Annotated in this window: 19 protein-coding genes and 1 riboswitch; of the genes, 7 read left to right on the top strand and 12 right to left on the bottom strand. The window is 70.7% G+C overall.

All coding sequences use genetic code 11. From position 1 onward, the window contains the following. Positions 1-3: 3 nt before the first annotated feature. The 9 genes from E4191_RS09530 to E4191_RS09490 form a co-directional block, all read right to left on the bottom strand. Positions 4-936, bottom strand: coding sequence for an ABC transporter substrate-binding protein (locus tag E4191_RS09530; RefSeq protein ID WP_135313210.1), 933 nt, complete (start codon positions 934-936; stop codon positions 4-6). Positions 937-958: 22 nt separating this feature from the next. Then, a complete protein-coding gene (locus E4191_RS09525) occupies positions 959-1798 on the bottom strand; it encodes an ABC transporter ATP-binding protein (protein ID WP_135313209.1) in 840 nt (279 codons plus the stop codon). A 30-nt stretch (positions 1799-1828) separates the two neighbouring features. Next, a riboswitch (cobalamin riboswitch) is annotated at positions 1829-2044 on the bottom strand. 39 nt (positions 2045-2083) lie between these two features. Further along, positions 2084-3244: a BatD family protein gene (locus E4191_RS09520; protein ID WP_135313208.1), complete on the bottom strand. Its 1161-nt coding sequence runs from the start codon at positions 3242-3244 to the stop codon at positions 2084-2086. Beyond that, the gene (locus tag E4191_RS09515) at positions 3241-3855 is read right to left on the bottom strand and encodes a tetratricopeptide repeat protein (protein WP_135313207.1); all 615 of its coding nucleotides are present in this window, start codon (positions 3853-3855) and stop codon (positions 3241-3243) included. Before E4191_RS09515 ends, E4191_RS09520 begins: the two co-directional genes overlap by 4 nt. Further along, complete coding sequence (locus E4191_RS09510) at positions 3852-4754, bottom strand: VWA domain-containing protein (RefSeq protein WP_135313206.1); 903 nt, start codon at positions 4752-4754, stop codon at positions 3852-3854. The genes E4191_RS09515 and E4191_RS09510 overlap by 4 nt, the downstream gene beginning before the upstream one ends. Next, positions 4751-5710, bottom strand: a complete 960-nt coding sequence (locus E4191_RS09505; RefSeq protein ID WP_135313205.1) for a VWA domain-containing protein — start codon at positions 5708-5710, stop codon at positions 4751-4753. The genes E4191_RS09510 and E4191_RS09505 overlap by 4 nt, the downstream gene beginning before the upstream one ends. Next, on the bottom strand, positions 5707-6060 hold the full coding sequence (locus E4191_RS09500) for a hypothetical protein (RefSeq protein ID WP_135313204.1): 354 nt from the start codon (positions 6058-6060) through the stop codon (positions 5707-5709). The genes E4191_RS09505 and E4191_RS09500 overlap by 4 nt, the downstream gene beginning before the upstream one ends. After that, complete coding sequence (locus tag E4191_RS09495; protein WP_135313203.1) at positions 6057-6887, bottom strand: DUF58 domain-containing protein; 831 nt, start codon at positions 6885-6887, stop codon at positions 6057-6059. The genes E4191_RS09500 and E4191_RS09495 overlap by 4 nt, the downstream gene beginning before the upstream one ends. Then, positions 6881-7849 carry an AAA family ATPase gene (locus E4191_RS09490; protein ID WP_135313202.1) on the bottom strand — a complete coding sequence of 323 codons (969 nt, stop codon included), beginning with the start codon at positions 7847-7849 and terminating at the stop codon, positions 6881-6883. Before E4191_RS09490 ends, E4191_RS09495 begins: the two co-directional genes overlap by 7 nt. A 216-nt stretch (positions 7850-8065) precedes the next feature. Between E4191_RS09490 and E4191_RS09485 the strand changes: the two genes are divergently transcribed. The 3 genes from E4191_RS09485 to E4191_RS09475 are packed head-to-tail and all read left to right on the top strand — an operon-like array spanning position 8066 to position 11015. Next, positions 8066-9046, top strand: coding sequence for a Bug family tripartite tricarboxylate transporter substrate binding protein (locus E4191_RS09485; protein ID WP_135313201.1), 981 nt, complete (start codon positions 8066-8068; stop codon positions 9044-9046). A 3-nt stretch (positions 9047-9049) separates the two neighbouring features. Further along, on the top strand, positions 9050-9517 hold the full coding sequence (locus tag E4191_RS09480) for a tripartite tricarboxylate transporter TctB family protein (protein ID WP_135313200.1): 468 nt from the start codon (positions 9050-9052) through the stop codon (positions 9515-9517). 1 nt (position 9518) lies between these two features. Next, positions 9519-11015: a tripartite tricarboxylate transporter permease gene (locus tag E4191_RS09475; RefSeq protein WP_135313199.1), complete on the top strand. Its 1497-nt coding sequence runs from the start codon at positions 9519-9521 to the stop codon at positions 11013-11015. A gap of 17 nt (positions 11016-11032) precedes the next feature. On the opposite strand, the gene E4191_RS09470 is transcribed toward E4191_RS09475, so the two are convergent. Then, positions 11033-11563: a gamma carbonic anhydrase family protein gene (locus E4191_RS09470; RefSeq protein ID WP_135313198.1), complete on the bottom strand. Its 531-nt coding sequence runs from the start codon at positions 11561-11563 to the stop codon at positions 11033-11035. Between the two features lie 216 nt (positions 11564-11779). Between E4191_RS09470 and E4191_RS09465 the strand changes: the two genes are divergently transcribed. Continuing rightward, positions 11780-12724, top strand: coding sequence for a DMT family transporter (locus E4191_RS09465; protein WP_269436648.1), 945 nt, complete (start codon positions 11780-11782; stop codon positions 12722-12724). A gap of 493 nt (positions 12725-13217) precedes the next feature. Here the strand turns inward: E4191_RS09465 and clpA are convergent, their stop codons facing one another. Both clpA and gloB read right to left on the bottom strand, forming a co-directional pair. After that, positions 13218-15542, bottom strand: coding sequence for an ATP-dependent Clp protease ATP-binding subunit ClpA (clpA, locus tag E4191_RS09460; protein ID WP_135313197.1), 2325 nt, complete (start codon positions 15540-15542; stop codon positions 13218-13220). Positions 15543-15762: 220 nt separating this feature from the next. After that, on the bottom strand, positions 15763-16509 hold the full coding sequence (gene gloB, locus E4191_RS09455; protein ID WP_135313196.1) for a hydroxyacylglutathione hydrolase: 747 nt from the start codon (positions 16507-16509) through the stop codon (positions 15763-15765). 57 nt (positions 16510-16566) lie between these two features. On the opposite strand from gloB, the gene E4191_RS09450 reads away from it, so the two are divergent. The 3 genes from E4191_RS09450 (at position 16567) to atpA (ending at position 19753) form a co-directional block, all read left to right on the top strand. Next, on the top strand, positions 16567-17376 hold the full coding sequence (locus E4191_RS09450) for a class I SAM-dependent methyltransferase (RefSeq protein WP_135313195.1): 810 nt from the start codon (positions 16567-16569) through the stop codon (positions 17374-17376). A 275-nt stretch (positions 17377-17651) separates the two neighbouring features. After that, positions 17652-18218: a F0F1 ATP synthase subunit delta gene (locus tag E4191_RS09445; RefSeq protein WP_135313194.1), complete on the top strand. Its 567-nt coding sequence runs from the start codon at positions 17652-17654 to the stop codon at positions 18216-18218. Then, on the top strand, positions 18218-19753 hold the full coding sequence (gene atpA / locus E4191_RS09440) for a F0F1 ATP synthase subunit alpha (protein WP_135313193.1): 1536 nt from the start codon (positions 18218-18220) through the stop codon (positions 19751-19753). The genes E4191_RS09445 and atpA overlap by 1 nt, the downstream gene beginning before the upstream one ends. The last annotated feature ends 1 nt before the right edge of the window (position 19754 follow it).

Raw genomic sequence — 19754 nt, 5'->3', positions numbered from 1 at the left:
CGCTCAGTCCCCCGAAAAGCCCGCGACCAGCTTCTCGACGGCGCGGATGTTGCGGGGGCCGGGCGTCGCCTCGACATAGTCCAGGACGACGAAGCGGTCGTTCCGGACCGCGTCGATCCCCGCCAGTGCGGGATTGGTCCGCAGGAAGTCGATCTTCTGGTCCGCCGTCACGTCGCCATAGTCGACGATCACGATGACCTGCGGATCGCGGTCGGCCACCGGCTCCCAGCTGATCTCGGCCCAGCTCTTGGGCAGGTCGTCCATGATGTTGCGCCCGCCCGCGGCCTCGATCAGCGCGGTCGGCATGCCATGCGCGCCGGCCGTGAAGGGCGCCTCGGTGCCGCTGTCATAGACGAAGACGCGCAGCGGGGCTCCGCGCTCCGCCCCTTCGGTCAGCGCCGCCAGCTCGGTGCGCCATCCGTCCACCAGCGCCTGCGCGCGGTCATCGACCCCGAAGATGCGGCCCAGGTTGAGGATGTCGCCATACATGTCCTCCATGCCGGATGCGTTTCGCGGGCCCAGATGGATGCAGCTTTCGGTCAGCTCGTAGACGGCGATGCCGAAGGGGGCCAGCGTGTCGGGCGTGACCTCGCCGCCGACCGTCATGCCGTAGTTCCAGCCCGCGAAGAAGAAATCCGTGCCCGCCCCGGCCAGCACCTCCTTGCTAGGATAGCGGGCCGACAGCTCGGGCAGTTCGGCCACGCCGTCGCGCGTCCGGTCGTCCAGCGTCTTCCAGCCCGAGATGCCGGTATAGCCCACCATCCGGTCGCGCAGGCCCAGGACCAGCATCATCTCGGTCAGGTTCACGTCGTTGGACACGGCGCGCGCCGGGGCCGCGTCGAAGGTCACCTGACGGTCGCAGCTTTGCACGGTCACGGGATGGGCCAGCGCGGCGGGGGCCGACAGCAGCAGGGCGGCAAGGGACGAGCGGATCACGGGGCGGTCCTTTCGGAGATCGTCACAGATGGAAGGAAAAGCGCGGCGCGGGGCCCGAGCGGTCGATCCGGGCGCCCACGCGAAAGGCGCGGGCCAGCACGGCCTCGGTCAGCGCGGCGTCGGGCGGGCCGTCGGCCAGGATGCGCCCCTCGGACAGGACAAGGATGCGGTCGGCGAAGCGGGCGGCCAGCGTCAGGTCGTGCAGCGTGGCGATCACCGTCAGGCCCAGGCCGCGCAGCAGGGCCAGCAGTTCCAGCTGGTGGCGGATGTCGAGGTGGTTGGTGGGTTCGTCCAGCACGATCACGCGCGGCTCTTGCGCCAAGGCCCGGGCGACCGCGACGCGCTGGCGCTCGCCGCCCGACAGGCTGCCGAAGGCGCGGTCGGCCAGGGGCGTCACGTCCATCCGCTCCAGCGCCGCCGCGATGCGGGGGGCATCGGCAGGGTCGGGACCGGCCCATCCGGCCGCCCATCCGCGCCGGTGCGGCAGGCGGCCAAGCGCCACGATCTGCCGGGCGGTCAGGGCGAAATCGGTGGGCTGCTCCTGCAGGACGGCGGCCATGCAGCGCGCGGCCTCGGCGGCGCCCATCTGCCACAGGTCGCGCCCCATCAGCCGGACGGTGCCCTGCTGCGGGGCGTGATGGCGATAGATCAGCCGCAGAAGCGAGGTCTTGCCCGCCCCGTTCGCCCCGCAGATCGCCACAATCTGGCCCTGCGGGACCGCGAAGCTCAGATCCGACAGGATCCGCGGGCCCCGGGGGGGCGCCCAGCTGACACCCGACAGCTGGACCGCAGGCGGGATCGCCGCCGAAAACGGCAACACAGGGTCAGGCGCGGCCAGGGGCCGGCGCGAGGAATCATCCATCGAAATCTCCTTCCGGGACACCCCGCCCGGTGGTCGTCTGGTTCGATGGCAGGTCTCCTGACTTCGCGGGTCGTGACCTCCCCCGCCTTCCCGCACCCGGTGGGGCGCAGTGGCATCGGGGGACGCTCGCCGCTTACAGTTGCGGGGGCAGTCACGGATTTGGCGCCTGTTGGCTACACCGCACCGTGTTCCCTTTTCACCCGGCCGCGCGTGGCTTGGCCGGGAACCATCAGCGCCCTGAATGCCGCCCCCGCCGCCGCAGGTCAAGCCGGAAGGGCGCGGCGGTCAGGCCCGCTGCCGCAGATACCGGGCCAGCCAGCCCTGCGCGTCGAAGGCGCCGTCCTGCGCGGGCTGATAGATCTGCCGGTCCAGCAGGGCCAGCAGGCGGCGATGCGCGGGGCTGTCCGCGCCCCGCCACGCCAGATGATCGGCCGCGGCCGCGCGCAGCGCTGGCAGGTCGCCTTGGGCGGCCGCCGTGCGCAGGGCGCCCGCATGGGGGTTGGGGCGCAGCCCCCGCAGCCTGTGGCGCAGATCGGGCAGCCGGCGCCGCAGCACCGCCAGCAGCCCCGCCCCGAAGCCCAAGGCCGCCAGCCCCGCCATCGCCCAGCCCGGCTCCATCCCGAAGGGCACCCCCGAGGAGGTGGTGAAGCCCGCAAAGCCGAAGGGGATGGGCTTCATCGCCGCGACCTCGACCCGGCGGGCCTCGGTGTCGAACCAGACGACGGGCACGGCCGGCAGCACGCCCGGCTCGCCGGTGCGGGGGCGCATCTGCCATTCCCAGACCACGCGCGACACCGGTCCCTGCGGGGTCGGGGTGGTCTCTCGGATCTCGGGCAGGGTGAAGCTGATCAGCCAGGGCTGGCTGATGTCGGGACGGGGCGGGAGGTGATTGGCCATCGCGCCCAAGGCCTCGATCGTGACGCGGCGGGTCAGGATGTCGGTCGGCAGCAGCCGACCCGGAGGGGCCGACAGCTCGTCGGTCAGGACCATCGTGCGGGCGGTCAGGGGGCGGCTATCATGGGGGAAGGGCTTCACGGTCAGCCGCGCCGGGCCCGAGGTCACGCTAATCTGTTCGCGCGCGCCGCCCCGGGTGATGTGGGTCAGATCGTGGACCAGGGGGCCAAGCGACAGGTCCCCGGCCTGGCGCGGAAACAGCGCGATGTCGCGTTCGAAGATCTGGATCATCCGCCCGCCGATGCGTTCCTGGAACCAGCGGTCGCGGTCGATCTGCATCCAGTCATAGGCGTCCGAACTGGGGAATTTGAGATCCTCCAGCGAGACGGTCAGGTCGTATTCGCCGCGCAGGGTCAGGCGGACCATCTCGGCCACGACCGGGTTGCCGTGATCGTGCAGGATCATCAGCCGCGTCTCGCCCGGCGCCAGCGGAGGCGATTCCGCCTGCACGGGACCGGCCCAGAGGATCAGCAGCAGGATCAGCCTTATCACCACGGGTCACCCGCCTCGGGGCGGATCAGCCCCATCTGGGTGCGGCGGTCGTGTTCGGCCTGCAGGCGCAGGGTCAGGAACTCGCCCGGGTCGTCGGTGATCGTCTCCAGCCAGGCGTCGCTGGCCGCCATGCCGCGCGCCTGCGGCGGGCGGCGCCAGCTTTCCGAGGCGGCCTCGGTCATGGCATTGGCGATCAGCTCGTCCGTGGGGCGTCCGCCATGGCCGAAGATGCGGCCCGGCGCGATGCTGTCGCCCTGCTGGGGGGGAAACATCGTGGCGACCAGATCGCGGCTGGCGCGAGCCTGTTCGTCGGCGGGGTTGGCGAACAGCACCGCGTCGAAATAGGCCACTGACAGGGGATAGTCGCCGGTCGCCGCCAGCGACAGCGCCCGGTTGTAGGTCTGCGAGCGTCCTGCGCGGGCGAAATCCGCATCGGCTTGGGCAAAGTCGCCCCGGCGGTACTGCGCCACGCCCCGCGCGCCGTCCTGGTCCAGCAGCGCCAGCGCCACGCCCTCGGCGCCAAGCCGCAGGGCCAGCGTGCCGACCCCGCCGGGGCCCGCAAAGGCCAGAAACGCCAGCGCGCAGGCCAGAAGGACCGCCGCCGCCCTCATCGCGCCCGCCTCAGCATCATCAGCAGGGGCAGGGCGGCCAGCGCGGCCAGGAACGGCCCCAGATCCAGATAGCCAAGCGCCGTCAGGCCCGGATCGCGGGTCGTGTCGCCGCCGCGCTGCAGCCGGGCGGCCAGCCGGTCCACCTCTGCCGCCTGCATCACCTGCCCGCCGCCCTGAACCAGCCGGTCCAGCGCGCCCGCGGGCGGGGCGGGGGTGCCGGGCGCGGACCCTTCGATCCGCAGCGCCCAGATCCGGCCCCCGGCGGCGGCGATGCGCCCGGCCTCGGCCACCGCCTGCGCATCCACCCCGCCCCCGTCCGAGATCAGCACCAGATCGGCGCGGCCCGGTTCGGTCAGCATCTGGCCCGCCAGGCCGATGGCGGCGGCGGGGCGGCTGCCCTGGCCGGGCACGGTGTCGGCATCCAGCACCGCGACCAGCGTCTGCAGCGTGCGCGGATCGGTGGTGGGGGCCGAGGCGGCATAGGCTTCTCCGCTGAAGAGGATCAGGCCGGTGGGGCGCCCGTCCAGGCCCTGGAGCAGCGCCGCCGCCGCCTGCTGCGCCGCGACCAGGCCCAGACCGCGCGCGACCGAAGGCGACATGTCGATGGCGATCAGCACGCTGTCGGTGCGCGCCAGCAAGGGCGCGTCGGCCCGGCGGATGCCCGGACCCGACAGGCCCAGGATCAGCGCCAGCAGCGCCGCCACCGGCAAGAGCCGCACCCATCCGTTCGTCGCGCCGTCGAAGCCGCCAAGCGCCTGCATCGCGGCCAGCATCTGCGGCGGCATCACCTGTTCCCACCCCCCGGCCCGGGGCCCGCGCCGCCACGCGAGGACCGCCAGCGCCAGCGCCGGCAGCAGGGCGGCCAGCCACCACGGGCGCAGCAGGATCAGCCCGCTCATGCGCGCCGGCCCGTCAGCCTGCGGGGGTCCAGCAGGGCCACGGCCATCAGCAGGGCGGCCAGCGCGGCGGGCCAGATCCACAGCGCCTGCCAATAGCGCAGCGGAGGCCGCTCGCCCGGGCTGGGCTCCAGCCGGTCCAGCGCCTCGGCCATCGCCTGCAGGTCGGGGGTGCTGCGGACGCGGAACAGCGCACCGCCTGCCATCTCGGCCACGGCGCGCAGCGTGGCCACGTCGACGGCGTCGCGGGCGGCGGGGCGGCTTTCCAGATCCTCGGGGCCAAGCGCGATGGTGTGGACGCGCAGCCCGTGGGCGGCGGCCAGCCGCGCGGCCTCGATCGCCGGCACGCTGCCCGAGGTGTCCACCCCGTCCGACAGCAGGACCACGACGCGGCTTGGCGCCTCGCTGCCGTCCAGCCGCCGGATCGCCAGCCCCAGCCCGTCCGCGATGGCCGTGCCGCGCCCCGAGATGCCAATCTGCGCCTCGTCTATGGCCTGCACCACGGCGCCCATGTCATAGGTCAGGGGGGCGGCCACATAGGCGCGGCCGCCGAAGATGACCAGCCCGATCCGGTCGCCCGTCCGACCCGCCACGAAGGCCCGCGCCGTCTGCTTGACCGCGTCCAGCCGCGAGACGGGCTGGCCGTCCAGGATGAAATCCTGCTGTTCCATGCTGCCCGACAGGTCCAGTGCCAGCACGATGTCGCGGCCGCTGGCGGGGATGACATCGGCCTGCCGCTCGACGCGCGGCCCGGCCAGCGCCAGGACCAGCAGCACCCAGGCCAGCGCCGCCAGCCAAGGCGTGTCGCGCAGGTCGGGCAGGCCCGCCGCCTCTCCGGCGGGCGCCAGATGGGCGGGCACGCGCAGCGCGCGGCGGGGCTGCACCAAGGGCGGCAGCAGCCGGCGCAGCAGCAGCGGCAGGGGCAGCAGGACCAGCAGCCAAGGCAGGGCCAGGCTCATCGCCGCCACATCCGGCGCAGGCGGGCACGGCGGGCCAGCCGCTCGATGCGGCGGTCCGAGGGGGGCGGGGCGGCGCCATAGGCGGCGGCGCGCAACGCCTCGGGCAGGTGGCCCAGATGCCGCGCCAAGGCCAGCATCCGCTGCGGCACCGGCAGGGCGCGCAGATCGGCCAGCCGGATCCGGCGGCGGGGGGCGCGGCGGCGGGTCAGGGGCAGGACCGCCGCCGCCACGGCCAGCCCCGCCAGGATGCCGAAGGCCAGCAGCGCCGCCATCTCGGGCAGCGACAGCGTGGCCATGGACCCCGGCAGGCGGACCGGCGACAGGGCCTGCATCATCTGGTCGTGGGTCACGGGTCCACCCTGCGCGGCAGGGCGCCCAATGCGGACAGCAGGTCCATCTGCCGGGCCAGGTCGGCGGGCTGCAGCCGCGCCAGCCGAGCGGTGCCGTCATGGGTGACGGGCAGGGGCCGGGCGGGGGGCGCCAGCTCCAGCGGGTCGAGGATCAGCGCAACCTCCAGCTGCCGCCCCCGGGCCAGGCGCGACAGGGCGGCCTGCGCGGACGGCCAGCCGTCGGGCGCGGTGGCCAGGATCACGCGGGCGCCGGAGGGTGCTTGGCTGGCGGCCAGGGACAGCGCCTCGGTCAACGGGGTGGCGGGGCCGGGGGTCGCGGCCAGCGCCGTCGTATGGCGGTCGGCCAGAAGACGGCACAGCCCCGCCATGTGCCGGTCGCCCGGCGCGGGGGGCAGGGCGCGCACGCCGGCCGGGTCGGCGACGATCAGCCCCACCGCGCCCTGCCGCCCCACCGCCTGCCAGCCGCTTGCCGCCAGATGCAGCGCGCCGCGGACCGAGCGCAGCGTGGCCCCGGTGCCCCACAGCATCGGCGCGCGGAAATCCGCGATCAGCAGGGTGATGTCGTCGCGGTCCTCGTGCAGCGCGCGGACATGGGGCGTACCGGTCCGCGCCGTGGCCGAGGGGTCCAGCCGGCGCGGGTCGTCGCCCGGCACATAGGCGCGGATCTCGCGCAGGTCCATGCCGCTGCCGGGCTGGTGCGAGGGCATGACGCCCGACCGCCGCGCCATGGGCCTGGCCCGCGCGCCGCGGGTCGCGCCGGGGCGCAGGTCCAGCAGGTCGCGCAGGGGCAGCGCGATGCCCGGCGCCTGCCGCCACGCCGCTACCACGGCCGGATCGCCTGAAGCGCCTCGTCGATCAGCCGGCGACCGTCGCGCCCCTCGCTCTGCGCCTTCCAGTCCGGGACCAGCCGGTGTGCCAGCGCGTCGGGCGCCAGCGCCGCCACATCCTCGGGCAGCCCGTGATCGCGCCCGTCCAGCCAGGCCCGCGCCCGGACCGCCGTCGCCAGCGCCAGCGTGCCGCGCGGCGAGACGGGATGTTCGACAGCGTCCGCCAGCAGCCCGCCGGGCCGGGTCGCCATCACCAGCCGGATGATGAAATCCTTGAGCACGGGGGCCAGATGCACCGCCGCCACCTGCGCGCGGGCGCGGGTCAGATCGCCCGCATCGATGCGCGGGCTGGCGGGCGGGGGCAGCTCGCGCCCCTCGGCCTCGACCATGTCCAGGATGGCGCGCTCGTCCTCGGCGCCCGGCAGGTCCAGGCGCAGATGTAGCAGGAAGCGGTCCATCTGCGCCTCGGGCAGCGGGAAGGTGCCCTCGTGCTCGATCGGGTTCTGGGTCGCCACGACCATGAAGGGATCGGGCAGGGGGCGGGTCTGGCCGCCGGTCGTGACCTGCCCCTCGGCCATGGCCTCCAGCAGGGCGGATTGCACCTTGGGGGGCGCGCGGTTGATCTCGTCCACCAGGACGATGTTGTGAAAGACCGGGCCGGGCAGGAAGTCGAACCGGCCCGTCTCGGGACGAAAGATCTGGCTGCCGGTCAGGTCCGAGGGCAAGAGGTCGGGCGTGCACTGGATGCGCGCGTGATCGCCCGGCAGCCGCGCGGCCAGCTGCTTGACGGCCCGCGTCTTGGCGATGCCCGGCGGGCCTTCCAGCAGGACATGGCCGCCGGTCAGGCAGGCGATCAGCAGCCGCTCCACCAGCCAGTCATGGCCTACCAGCGTCCGCGCCACGTCCTGCGCCAGTGCCCGGACCATGTCGCGCGCGACATCGCTTTCGCCCAGCGCGTCCATGCTGCCTCCCTCGTTGCATGCAGATTGTGCAGCCAGTCCGGCCCTGATTGCCAGCGCGGCTTGGCCCCCTGCCACCAAAGTCGGGGCAGAGTCGCGGCAAGGTCCGGCCAAGCTCGGGGCGTCCGCGACCGCACCCGCCGGGCCGCCCGGGATTGACGCCAGTGGCTCAAAGGCCGAACAAGCGGTATCGTTTGACGCCCAGGGGGGATCCTTGCCATGACCGACCGCCACCGCCATCTTGTCCGTGCCGCCCTGCTGGGGGGATCGCTGATCGCGACCGCAGCCCATGCGCAGGACTGGCCGTCCGAGCCGGTCCATGTCTTCGTGGGCTTTCCGGCGGGCTCGTCGCCCGACACCATCGCGCGGCTGGTGGCCGAGCCCTTGGCCGAGGCGCTTGGCCAGCCGGTCGTGGTCGAGAACCGGCCCGGCGCCGGGGGCGTGATCGGCGTCCAGCAGATGCTGGCGCGGGGTCAGGACGACTACAGCTTCGGCATCACCATCAACGGCCCGCTGACGACCGCGGCGCGGCTGATCCCGGATCTGGGCTATGACCCGCAGGCCGACATCGCCCCGGTCGGGCTGATCGCCACCAGCCCGCTGGTCCTGGCCGTCGCCGCCGACTTCCCCGCCGACAGCGCCGAGGCCTTCGTCGAGGCCGCGCGCGCCGAGCCCGAGGCGATCAGCTATGGCTCGGTCGGCGAGGGGTCGGGCGCGCATCTGACGGCGGAACTGTTCGCCGGGGCGGCGGGGGTCGAGCTGTTCCACATCCCCTTCCAGAGCTATGCCGAGGTCACCACCTCGATCCTGGGCGGAGAGATCGACAGCGGCTTCATGGCCCCCTCGGCCGCGCTGCCGCAGGTGCAGGCGGGCACGATGAAGATGCTGGGCATCACCTCGGCCGAACCCTTCGCGCAGGTGCCCGACGTGCCGGTGCTGGCCGGACAGGCGGGGCTGCCCGAGGACTTCCGGGCCGAGCTGTGGAACGCCTTCATCGCCCCCGCCGGAACCGATCCCGCCATCGTCGCGCGCCTGAACGAGGAGCTGGGCCGCATCCTGCAGGATCCCACCGTGACCGAGCGGCTGCTGGCCATGGGCTGGCAGGTCCAGCCCGGCACGCCCGAGGATCTGGCGCAGCGCATCGCGGACGACACCGCGTTGTGGGGCGGCGTGATCGACGTCCTGCCAGCGGCGAACTGAGCCTTGCCCGGCCCGATTTCCGCCACGACCCCTGACTGGCACGATCTGGCCTGGGGCGCGGTGCTGGCCCTGACGGGGCTGGCCGTGGCCGGCTATGCGGCGCTGCACTACGAGTTCGGCACCCTGCGCCGGATGGGGCCGGGCTTCTTTCCGGTCGTGCTGGGCCTGGGGCTGGCGGGGCTGGGCCTGCTGATCGCGATCCCGGCGCGCAACCGCCCCGGCCAGGTCCGGCCCTTTGCCTGGGCACAGGCGGTGGGCGTCATCGGGTCGCTCTTGGTCTTCGGCCTGCTGCTGGACCGGATCGGCCTGATGGCCAGCACGGTGCTGTGCGTGGCGATCTCCAGCGCGGTGGCGCCGCGGGGCGGCTTTCTGTGGCGGGCGGTGCTGACGGTGGCGGTGACCGCGCTGGTCTGGCTGCTGTTCGTCGCCGGGCTGAACCTGTCGATCCCCGTCTGGCCATGGAGCCGCTGAGATGACCACGCTGGACGGACTGGCCCAGGGGCTGGAGGTGGCGCTGCAGCCCTCGGTCCTGATCTACAGCCTGCTGGGCGCGGTGCTGGGCACGCTGGTGGGCGTGCTGCCGGGCATCGGCGCGATGGCGGCGATCACGCTGCTGCTGCCGATCACCTATTACATCTCGTCCCAAGCGGCGCTGGTCATGCTGGCGGCGGTCTATTACGGGGCGCAATACGGCGGGGCGGTGGCCTCGATCCTGCTGCGACTGCCGGGCACGCCGCAAGCGGCGGTGACGACGCTGGACGGCTATCCGATGGCCCAGCAGGGGCGGGCGGGGGTGGCGCTGTTCACGGCGATGATCTCGTCCTTCGCGGGCTCGATGCTGGGGATCGTGATGCTGGTCGTGCTGGCGGGCTGGCTGGGACGGCTGGCCACCAGCTTCGGGGCGGCGGAATACACGGCGATGATGGTCATGGGCCTGGTCGCGGCCTCGACCATCGGCGAGGGGCGCCCGGCGAAAAGCCTGGCCATGGTCGTCCTGGGCCTGATCTTGGGCTGCGTGGGCACGGACGTGAATTCCGGGGCGCAGCGCTTCACCTTCGGGCAGGTGCAACTGATGGACGGCATCAACCTGGTCGCGCTGGCGATGGGTCTCTTCGGGCTGGCCGAGGTGATCGGCAACATCCGCAAGGCCGAACGCGACGGCCCGCCGCCGCGCGTCAGCCTGCGCCAGCTGGTCCCCGCCCGCGACGACGTGCGCCGCCTGTTCGCGCCGATCACGCGCGGCACGCTGCTGGGCGGGTTCTTCGGGGCGCTGCCGGGCACCGGCTCGACCATCTCGTCCTTTCTCAGCTATGCGATGGAGCGGCGCGTCGCCCGCCGGCCCGAACGCTTCGGCAAGGGCGCGATCGAGGGCATCGCCGGGCCCGAGGCCGCCAACAACTCGGCCTCGATCACCGCCTTCGTGCCGACCCTGACCCTGGGCATCCCCGGCGATCCGATCATGGCCCTGATGCTGGGCGCGCTGGTCATCCACGGCATCCAGCCGGGCCCGATGATGCTGGAGGCCAATCCTGGCATGTTCTGGGGGCTGGTCGTCAGCTTCGGCATCGGCAACCTGTTCCTGCTGGTCCTGAACCTGCCGTTGATCGGGATCTGGGTGGCGATGCTGCGCATCCCGTTCCGCTGGCTTTATCCCGCGATCATCGTCTTCGTCTGCCTGGGGGTCTATTCCGTGCGCGGATCGACCTTCGACATCGTCATGGTCGCGGGCATCGGCGCCATCGGCTATGCGCTGTCGGTGGCGGCCTTCAGCCCGGCGCTGCTGCTGCTGGGCTTCGTGCTGGGTCCGCTGATCGAGACGAACCTGCGCCGCGCGATGCTGATCTCGCGCGGGGATCCGATGATCTTCTTGGAGCGCCCGGTCGCCTGCGGCTTCGTCATCGCCACGCTGGCATTGCTGGCCCTGCCGCTGGTGGGGATGATCCGGGCGCGGCGGGCGGCGCGGGCCTGACCGCGCCTTGACCCGGGTCAGCCGATCGGGGTCAGCCGGTCCTGGAACCTTTGCCGGTTGGCGACATAGCCCGCGGCCGACCGGCGCAGCTTGTCGATGGTGGCCTGGTCCAGCGCGCGCACGACCTTGCCGGGCGTGCCCATCACCAGCGAGCCGTCGGGGATCTCGCGCCCCTCGGGGATCAGCGCGCCGGCCCCGATCAGGCAGTCCCGCCCGATCCGTGCGCCATTGAGCACGATGGCCCCCATGCCGATCAGGCTGTTCTCGCCGATGGTGCAGCCATGCACGATGGCGCGGTGCCCGATGGTCACGCCGCGCCCGATGGTGACCGGAAAGCCCGCGTCGGAATGGATCATCACCTGGTCCTGCACATTGGTGCCCGCGCCGATGTCCAGAAGCTCGTTGTCGCCGCGCAGCACGGCGCCGAACCAGATGCCGACATCGGCGCCAAGCCGGACCCGTCCGATCACATGCGCGCCGGGCGCGATCCAGCAGGACCCGTCGGGGGCCAGTTCGGGGCGGTGGTCGTCCAGTGCGTACAGGCTCATGCGGTCCTCCCAGGGTGTCGCCCGATCTAAGGCCGCTTTCGGACGGCATGCAAGCGGCAGGTCGGCGGCGCGCGGCACTGGCGTTCGGGCGGGGATGACCTATACAGCGCCGAACCGTTTCTTGCAGCATCGAGGCCCGATCGTGGACACCCGCCCCCTTCCGCCCGCGTCCAAAGCAGGCCTCTGCCCGGCCACCCGCCGCTGCGGAGGCATGTGATGGCGTCGTCCTCCGACCACCCCCGGCCCCGCGCGGCACGATCGCCGCAGGACCGCGCGAACCTTGTCGGTGCGGCCTGGATGATTGCGGCCATGGCGCTGTTCTCGGTCGAGGATGCCTTCGTCAAGGGCGCGACCGACACGCTGCCCGTGGGGCAGGTGCTGATCCTGTTCGGCCTGGGCGGCGCGCTGGCCTTCGCCCTGAAGGCGCGGCTGTCGGGCGAGCGACTGGTGACGCGCGACGTGGCCTCGCGCCCCATGCGCATCCGCGTGGTCTTCGAGATCGTGGGGCGGCTGTTCTACGTGCTGGCGCTGGCGCTGATCCCGCTGTCGGCGGCGACGGTGATCCTGCAGGCGACGCCCATCGTCGTCGTGGCCACCGCAGCGCTTCTGTTCCGCGAGAAGGTCGGCTGGCGCCGCTGGATCGCCATCGCGACGGGCATGGGCGGCGTGCTGGTCATCCTGCGCCCCGGCACCGAGGGGTTCTCGATGCTGTCGATCCTGGCGGTGATCGGCATGCTGGGCTTTGCGGGGCGGGATCTGGCCAGCCGCGCCGCGCCCCTGTCGCTCGGGACGGCGGTGCTGGGTTTCTACGGCTTCCTGGCCATCGTGGCGGCGGGCGTGATCTTCTCGATCTGGGACGGGGCGGGGCTTGTGCGGCCCGGGCTATGGGCCTGGGCCTTCGTGGCGGGCGCGGTCGCCAGCGGGGTGCTGGCCTATTCCTGCCTGATGAAGGCGATGCGCACCGGCGACGTCTCTGCCGTGACGCCCTTCCGCTATGTCCGGCTGCTGTTCGGTCTGGCTCTGGGCGTCGGTCTGTTCGGAGAGACCATCGATTTCTGGACCTGGATCGGGTCGGGCATGATCCTGCTGTCGGGCCTCTTCGTCATGTGGCGCACGCGGCCCCAGAAGAGGATGCCCCCGCAGCCGCAGGGACCGGCCTGATCGCGGGCCTCGGGGATGTCGCTGCGGTCTGGGAGATCGGTTGCGCGTGTTGCCGACTGGACCGGCCACGGGGCGGGCTTGCTGTCACTGCGCAAGACCTGAGCCTGTCGATCGCCCATGACAGCGAGAGCGGAAAGGGCCGATGATGTTCCGCGCCCTACGCGCGACGCGGCTTTCACCGACGTGTGTCACAGCCCGTGCACGTCCACCCAAGGCCCTCACATGCATACTGCTACTTCGACAAGCGCAACTAGCAGCGCCGCGCCGCAAAGGTTGGCAACATCTGCGAAGGCCGACGCATCAATTGTGCCGCTTTGACGAGCGCGACCAGCAGCGCCGCAACGGGACGGGTTGGCAGCTAGCGCCGCATGCGACCCGTGCACTGCAACCGACACGCAGCCCTGCGGATCGAAAAGGGCGGCCCTGACCCTCTCACTCAACGACGAAGGCCCCGCCGATCCGGCGGGGCCTTCCTTCGATCGGACCAACCGTCTCAGTCGGCGGTCAGAAGCGGGGTCTTGGACTTGCCGATGCGCGGGGCGTCGGGGCCGGTGATGTCGAAGGCGGGCTTGTCGTCCTCGATCTTGACCCGCACCACGCCGCCCTTGGTGAGGCGCCCGAACAGCAGCTCCTCGGCCAGGGGCTTCTTGATGCTCTCCTGGATCACTCGGCCCAGGGGACGGGCGCCCATGCGGTCGTCATAGCCCTTCTCGGCCAGCCAGTTGGCGGCCTCGGGGGTCAGTTCGATATGGACGTTGCGGTCCATCAGCTGAGCCTCCAGCTGCAGCACGAACTTCTCGACCACATGCACCACCACGTCGCGCGAGAGCGGCGCGAAGCTGATGATCGCGTCCAGACGGTTGCGGAACTCGGGCGTGAAGGTCCGCTCGATCGCGGCCGTGTCCTCGCCCTCGCGCCGGTCGCGGCCGAAGCCGATGGCCGACTTGGCCGCATCCGCCGCCCCCGCATTCGAGGTCATGATGACGATCACGTTGCGGAAATCCACCGTCCGGCCGTTGTGGTCGGTCAGCCGTCCCGCATCCATGATCTGCAGCAGGATGTTGAAGACGTCGGGATGCGCCTTCTCGATCTCGTCCAGCAGCAGCACGCTGTGCGGATGCTGGTCGATGCCGTCGGTCAGAAGCCCGCCCTGATCGAAGCCGACATAGCCCGGAGGCGCGCCGATCAGGCGGCTGACGGCATGCTTCTCCATGTATTCCGACATGTCGAAGCGGATCAATTGGACCCCCAGGCTGGCGGCCAGCTGCTTGGCCACCTCGGTCTTGCCGACGCCCGTGGGTCCGGCGAACAGGTAGTTGCCGATGGGCTTCTCGGGCTCGCGCAACCCGGCACGGGCCAGCTTGATCGCGCTGGACAGGGCCTCGATGGCATTGTCCTGGCCGAAGACCACGCGCTTCAGCCCGGCATCCAGATCGCGCAGAACCTCGGCATCGTTCTTGCTGACGTTCTTGGGCGGGATGCGGGCGATCTTGGCCACGACGGCCTCGATCTCCTTCGGGCTGATCGTCTTGCGCCGCTTGCTTTCGGTCACAAGATGCTGTGCCGCGCCCGCCTCGTCGATCACGTCGATGGCGCTGTCGGGCAGCTTGCGGTCGTTGATGTAGCGGCTAGCCAGCTCGACCGCCGACTTGATCGCGTCATTGGTATAGCGCAGGTCGTGGTGCTTCTCGAAATGCGGCTTCAGCCCCATCAGGATCTTGACGGTATCGGGCACCGAGGGCTCGTTCACGTCGATCTTCTGGAACCGGCGGGCCAGCGCGCGGTCCTTCTCGAAATGCTGGCGGTATTCCTTGTAGGTGGTCGAACCCATGCAGCGCAGCTTACCCGCGGCCAGGGCGGGCTTGAGCAGGTTCGAGGCGTCCATCGCCCCGCCCGAAGTCGCGCCCGCGCCGATCACCGTATGGATCTCGTCGATGAAGAGGATCGCGTCGGGATGCGCCTCGAGTTCCTTGACGACGGCCTTCAGCCGCTCCTCGAAATCGCCGCGATAGCGGGTGCCGGCCAAGAGCGAGCCCATGTCCAGCGAGAAGATCGTGGCGCCGGCCAGCACCTCGGGGGTCTCGCCCCGGGTGATCTTCAGCGCTAGTCCCTCGGCAATGGCGGTCTTGCCCACGCCGGGATCGCCCACCAGCAGCGGGTTGTTCTTGCGGCGGCGGCACAGGACCTGAATGGCACGCTCCACCTCGGGCTCGCGTCCGATCAGCGGGTCCACGTCGCCCTTGCGGGACTTCACGTTCAGGTCGACGCAATACTTGCCAAGCGCGCTTTCGTCCTTGGATTCCTGCGCGGCCTCGGGCTGCTTTTGCTCCACCGGCTCCTCGGATCCGACGACCTTGCGGGGCTCGTTAAAGGAGGGGTTCTTGGCCACGCCATGCGCGATGAAGTTGACCGCGTCGTAACGGGTCATGTCCAGTTCCTGCAGGAAGAAGGCCGCGTTCGATTCGCGTTCCGCGAAGATGGCCACCAGCACGTTCGCACCGGTCACCTCCTGGCGGCCCGAGCTTTGGACGTGGATGGCGGCGCGCTGGATGACGCGCTGGAAGGCGGCCGTGGGCACGGCCTCGGACCCTTCGACATCGGTGATCAGGGTGGACAGGTCATCCTCGATGAAATCGACAAGCGTCTTGCGCAGCTCTTCCAGATCCACGTTGCAGGCCCGCATGACCTTGACCGCTTCCGGTTCCTCGGTCAGGGCCAGCAGCAGGTGTTCCAGCGTCGCAAGCTCATGTCGATGTTCGTTCGCCAGCGCGAGCGCTTGGTGAATGGCCTGTTCCAGGGAGGTCGAGAAACTTGGCACGGTCGTCTCCTGTCAGTCGGCTGGCGGTATGGGCCCGTTCGCGGCCCACCTGCCCAGACTGTCACGATGGTTTTAAGAATTGGTGGATTTCACCCGGCATCAAGTGGTTTCTCCCACAGGTGCCACGTTTTTCCCACGGTTGAGGCAGATGTGATGTCGCACCGCCCGCATTTCAAGCGGGTGGCCCACGTCGGACGCGGCTGCGACATCCTGGGCATGATCAGAAATCGTCCTTCATGGCGCGCAGCCTTGTAAAGACCTGGGCATCGTCCGCGCCCTCCATCCCCAGGGATCCGCGCAGCGCCGCGACGCGCAGGAAGGGGTTGGTCGCGCGCTCGATCTCCAGCGTGGCGGGGGCGCAGGGGCTGCGGGCCTCGGCGATCGCGGCCAGCCGCTCCTGCAGGGCGGCATTGTCGGGATCGACCGACAGGGCGAAGGCGCCGTTGGCCGCGCAATAGTCGTGGCCCGAACAGATCAGCGTCTCGCCGGGCAGGGCGTCCAGCCGCGACAGGCTGTCCCACATCATCGCCGGATCGCCCTCGAACAGCCGCCCGCAGCCCAAAGCCATCAGGCTGTCTGCGGTGAAGGCCATGGCGCTCTGCGGGAAATGGAAGGCGATGTGCCCGACCGTGTGGCCCGACACGTCGAGGATGCCGACCTGCTCGCCCAGGATCTCCAGCGGCTCGCCGGGGCGGACGCGCAGGTCCAGCGGCGGCAGGCGGCCCGCATCGGCATCGGCGCCGATCACCCGGGCCCCGGTGGCCGCGACGATCTCGGCCACCGCCTGGATGTGGTCGTCATGGTGATGGGTCAGGAGGATCGCGTCGAGGCCCCAGCCCCGCGCCTCCAGCTCGGTCAGGATCGGCATGGCCTCGGGCGCATCGATCAGCACGGTGCCGCCCCCGCCATGCAGCAGATAGGCGTAGTTGTCCTTAAGACAGCGCAGCGTGACCAGATCCAGCGGCATTGGCAAATCCTTCTCCTTGTGGTCACCTGAGCCTGTCAAACCCGGGACCCATGCGCAATGCACCATGACATCGACCAGCTGCGGCGCTTCTACTATCAGCGCGCGCTTGGGCGTGTGGTCCAGCGCATCCTGCGCGACCGGCTGACGGGGCGGTGGGCGCCGGGCAGCGTGTCGGGCATGACGGTGGCGGGCTTCGGCTTTGCCGCGCCGATGTTGCGGCCCTATCTGGCGCCCGCGCGGCGGGTGACGGCGCTGATGCCGGGGCCGCAGGGGGTGATGGGCTGGCCCGCGGGGCAGCCCAACCGGTCGGTGCTGTGCGACGAGACCGCCTGGCCGGTCGAGACGGGCAGCCTGGACCGGCTGGTCATGCTGCACGGGCTGGAGACCAGCGAGCATCCGCGCGAATTGCTGGCCGAGGCCTGGCGCTGCCTGGGGCCGGGGGGGCGGATGATGGTGATGGTGCCCAACCGCGCCGGGCTGTGGGCGGCCAGCGACCGCACGCCCTTCGGCTTCGGCCGCGCCTACACCACGGGCCAGATCGAGGCGCAGCTGCGGCGCGCGGGGTTCCAGCCCGACTGGCACGGCAGCGCGGTCTATATCCCGCCCTCGGACCGGCGATTCTGGCTGCGCAGCGCCCAGTTCTGGGAACGCAGCGGCGCCCGCATCAGCCGGGTGCTGATCGCCGGCGTCATCTTGGTCGAGCTGACCAAGCAGACCCGCGCGCCCGTCGGTCCCGGCGTGCGCATCCATGTCCCCAGCCCGCGCGAGATCCTGGACGGCGTGGCCCGGCCCCGCCCGCGCGGCGCCCCGGTGGCCCCCGCGGGGCGAGTCGTGCAAAGCCCCGACAGGCCGCCGGAAACGCCGTGAGCGGGGGCGGGGCACTGCGGTGCGCCGCACGGGGGGAACCCGGGGGCCGAGAGCGCCGTTAGCGCTGCCCGTGGCCTGATTTCCTCAGCTTGCCGTCTTTGGTCGCAAAGGCGTGTCTTAACCTGTCCTTGACGGTTGCCGGGGGTGAAATCACCTGCTAGAGACGCCCCAGATTTGCGCGCGACCCTCCATAAGCCGCGCGACCGCGACCCGCACCCCGCGACAGACCAGGCAGCAGCCCGGCCCGCCAGCGGGGTTTGCGCAAACCGTAAAGGATGACCGTGGCCAACTCTGTTTCCATGTCCCACAGCATCGCCGGACGCTATGCGCAGGCCATCTTCGAGATCGCGAAGGAAGAGGGCAGTCTTGATGCCCTGGCCACGCAGACCGCCGATCTGGATGCCGCGTTGACCGACAGCGCCGAGCTGCGCGACCTGATCGCCAGCCCGATCTATTCGCGCGACGATCAGGCCCGTGCCATCGGCGCGCTGGCCGGCAAGATGGGCCTGTCGCCGGTGCTGGCCAACACGCTGCAGCTGATGGCGAAGAACCGCCGCCTGTTCGTGCTGCCGCAGCTGACCTCGCGCCTGGCCGAGCTGATCGCCACCGAGCGCGGCGAGATCACCGCGGATGTCACCAGCGCCATCGCGCTGACGGATGCGCAGGCGGATCGCCTGAAACAGACCCTGGCCGAGAAATCCGGCAAGACGGTCAAGCTGAACACGCGCGTCGATGAAACCCTCATCGGCGGGATGATTGTCAAGCTGGGCTCGAAGATGATCGACAGTTCGGTCCGCTCGAAGCTCAGCTCCCTCCAGAATGTCATGAAAGAGGTCGGATAATGGGAATCCAGGCTGCCGAAATTTCGGCGATCCTCAAGGAGCAGATCAAGAACTTCGGCCAGGACGCCGAAGTTGCCGAAGTTGGTCAGGTCCTGTCCGTCGGTGACGGCATCGCGCGCGTCTATGGTCTGGACAATGTCCAGGCCGGCGAGATGGTCGAGTTCCCGGGCGGGATCCGCGGCATGGTGCTGAACCTCGAGACCGACAACGTCGGCATCGTGATCTTCGGCGACGACCGCACCATCAAGGAAGGCGACACCGTCAAGCGCACGCGCACGATCGTGGACGTCCCGGTGGGCAAGGCCCTGCTGGGCCGCGTCGTGGACGGTCTGGGCAATCCCATCGACGGCAAGGGTCCGATCGAGTCGACCGAGCGTCGCATCGCCGACATGAAGGCCCCCGGCATCATGCCGCGCAAGTCGGTGCACGAGCCGATGGCGACCGGCCTGAAGGCCGTCGACGCCATGATCCCGGTCGGCCGCGGCCAGCGCGAGCTGATCATCGGCGACCGCCAGACCGGCAAGACCGCCATCGCTCTGGACACGATCCTGAACCAGATGAGCTACAATGGCCGCGAAGCCGACGGCATGAAGACGCTGCATTGCATCTATGTCGCCGTGGGCCAGAAGCGCTCGACCGTGGCCCAGCTGGTCAAGAAGCTGGAAGAGACCGGCGCCATGGCCTACACGACCGTCGTCGCGGCCACCGCCTCGGACCCGGCCCCGATGCAGTTCCTGGCGCCCTATTCGGGCACCGCGATCGGCGAATATTTCCGCGACAACGGCATGGACGCTCTGATCATCTATGACGATCTGTCCAAGCAGGCCGTGGCCTATCGCCAGATGTCGCTGCTGCTGCGCCGCCCGCCCGGACGCGAAGCCTATCCGGGCGACGTCTTCTATCTGCACTCGCGCCTGCTGGAGCGTTCGGCCAAGCTGAACGAGGCCAACGGCTCGGGCTCGCTGACGGCGCTGCCGATCATCGAGACGCAGGCGGGCGACGTGTCGGCCTATATCCCGACGAACGTGATCTCGATCACCGACGGCCAGATCTTCCTGGAAACGGAACTGTTCTTCCAAGGCGTCCGCCCGGCCGTGAACACCGGTCTGTCGGTGTCGCGGGTGGGATCGGCAGCCCAGACCAAGGCGATGAAATCCGTCGCAGGTCCCGTCAAGCTGGAACTGGCGCAGTACCGCGAGATGGCGGCCTTCGCGCAGTTCGGCTCCGACCTGGACGCGGCCACGCAGCGCCTGCTGAACCGCGGCGCGCGCCTGACCGAGCTGATGAAGCAGCCCCAGTACCGCCCCCTGACCAATGCCGAGATCGTCATCGTGATCTATGCCGGCACCAAGGGCTACATCGACAGCGTCCCCGTGCGCGAGATCGTGGCGTGGGAAGACGGTCTGATCCACTTCCTGCGCGGCCAGAAGACCGACCTGCTGGACGACATGACGCGCAACGACCGCAAGGTCTCGGGCGAGCTGGATTCTGCGATCAAGGCGGCGCTGGACGAATACAACCGCACCCGCGCCTGAG

It is taken from the genome of Paracoccus liaowanqingii (genome assembly GCF_004683865.2).
In the GTDB taxonomy this organism is placed as follows: Bacteria; Pseudomonadota; Alphaproteobacteria; order Rhodobacterales; family Rhodobacteraceae; genus Paracoccus; species Paracoccus liaowanqingii.
The sequence above is the reverse complement of the archived record's forward strand: the minus strand, read 5'-3'. Positions and strand labels throughout refer to the sequence as shown.

Bases quoted from the DNA above. Each gene is read 5' to 3' on its own strand.
- E4191_RS09525 (WP_135313209.1), bottom strand. From the start codon at position 1,798: ATGGATGATTCCTCGCGCCGGCCCCTGGCCGCGCCTGACCCTGTGTTG.
- E4191_RS09490 (WP_135313202.1), bottom strand. From the start codon at position 7,849: ATGGACGCGCTGGGCGAAAGCGATGTCGCGCGCGACATGGTCCGGGCA.
- atpA (WP_135313193.1), top strand. From the start codon at position 18,218: ATGGGAATCCAGGCTGCCGAAATTTCGGCGATCCTCAAGGAGCAGATC.
- E4191_RS09510 (WP_135313206.1), bottom strand. From the start codon at position 4,754: ATGAGCGGGCTGATCCTGCTGCGCCCGTGGTGGCTGGCCGCCCTGCTG.
- E4191_RS09485 (WP_135313201.1), top strand. From the start codon at position 8,066: ATGACCGACCGCCACCGCCATCTTGTCCGTGCCGCCCTGCTGGGGGGA.
- E4191_RS09465 (WP_269436648.1), top strand. From the start codon at position 11,780: ATGGCGTCGTCCTCCGACCACCCCCGGCCCCGCGCGGCACGATCGCCG.
- E4191_RS09475 (WP_135313199.1), top strand. From the start codon at position 9,519: ATGACCACGCTGGACGGACTGGCCCAGGGGCTGGAGGTGGCGCTGCAG.
- E4191_RS09450 (WP_135313195.1), top strand. From the start codon at position 16,567: ATGCACCATGACATCGACCAGCTGCGGCGCTTCTACTATCAGCGCGCG.
- E4191_RS09445 (WP_135313194.1), top strand. From the start codon at position 17,652: ATGACCGTGGCCAACTCTGTTTCCATGTCCCACAGCATCGCCGGACGC.
- E4191_RS09470 (WP_135313198.1), bottom strand. From the start codon at position 11,563: ATGAGCCTGTACGCACTGGACGACCACCGCCCCGAACTGGCCCCCGAC.
- E4191_RS09515 (WP_135313207.1), bottom strand. From the start codon at position 3,855: ATGAGGGCGGCGGCGGTCCTTCTGGCCTGCGCGCTGGCGTTTCTGGCC.
- gloB (WP_135313196.1), bottom strand. From the start codon at position 16,509: ATGCCGCTGGATCTGGTCACGCTGCGCTGTCTTAAGGACAACTACGCC.
- E4191_RS09505 (WP_135313205.1), bottom strand. From the start codon at position 5,710: ATGAGCCTGGCCCTGCCTTGGCTGCTGGTCCTGCTGCCCCTGCCGCTG.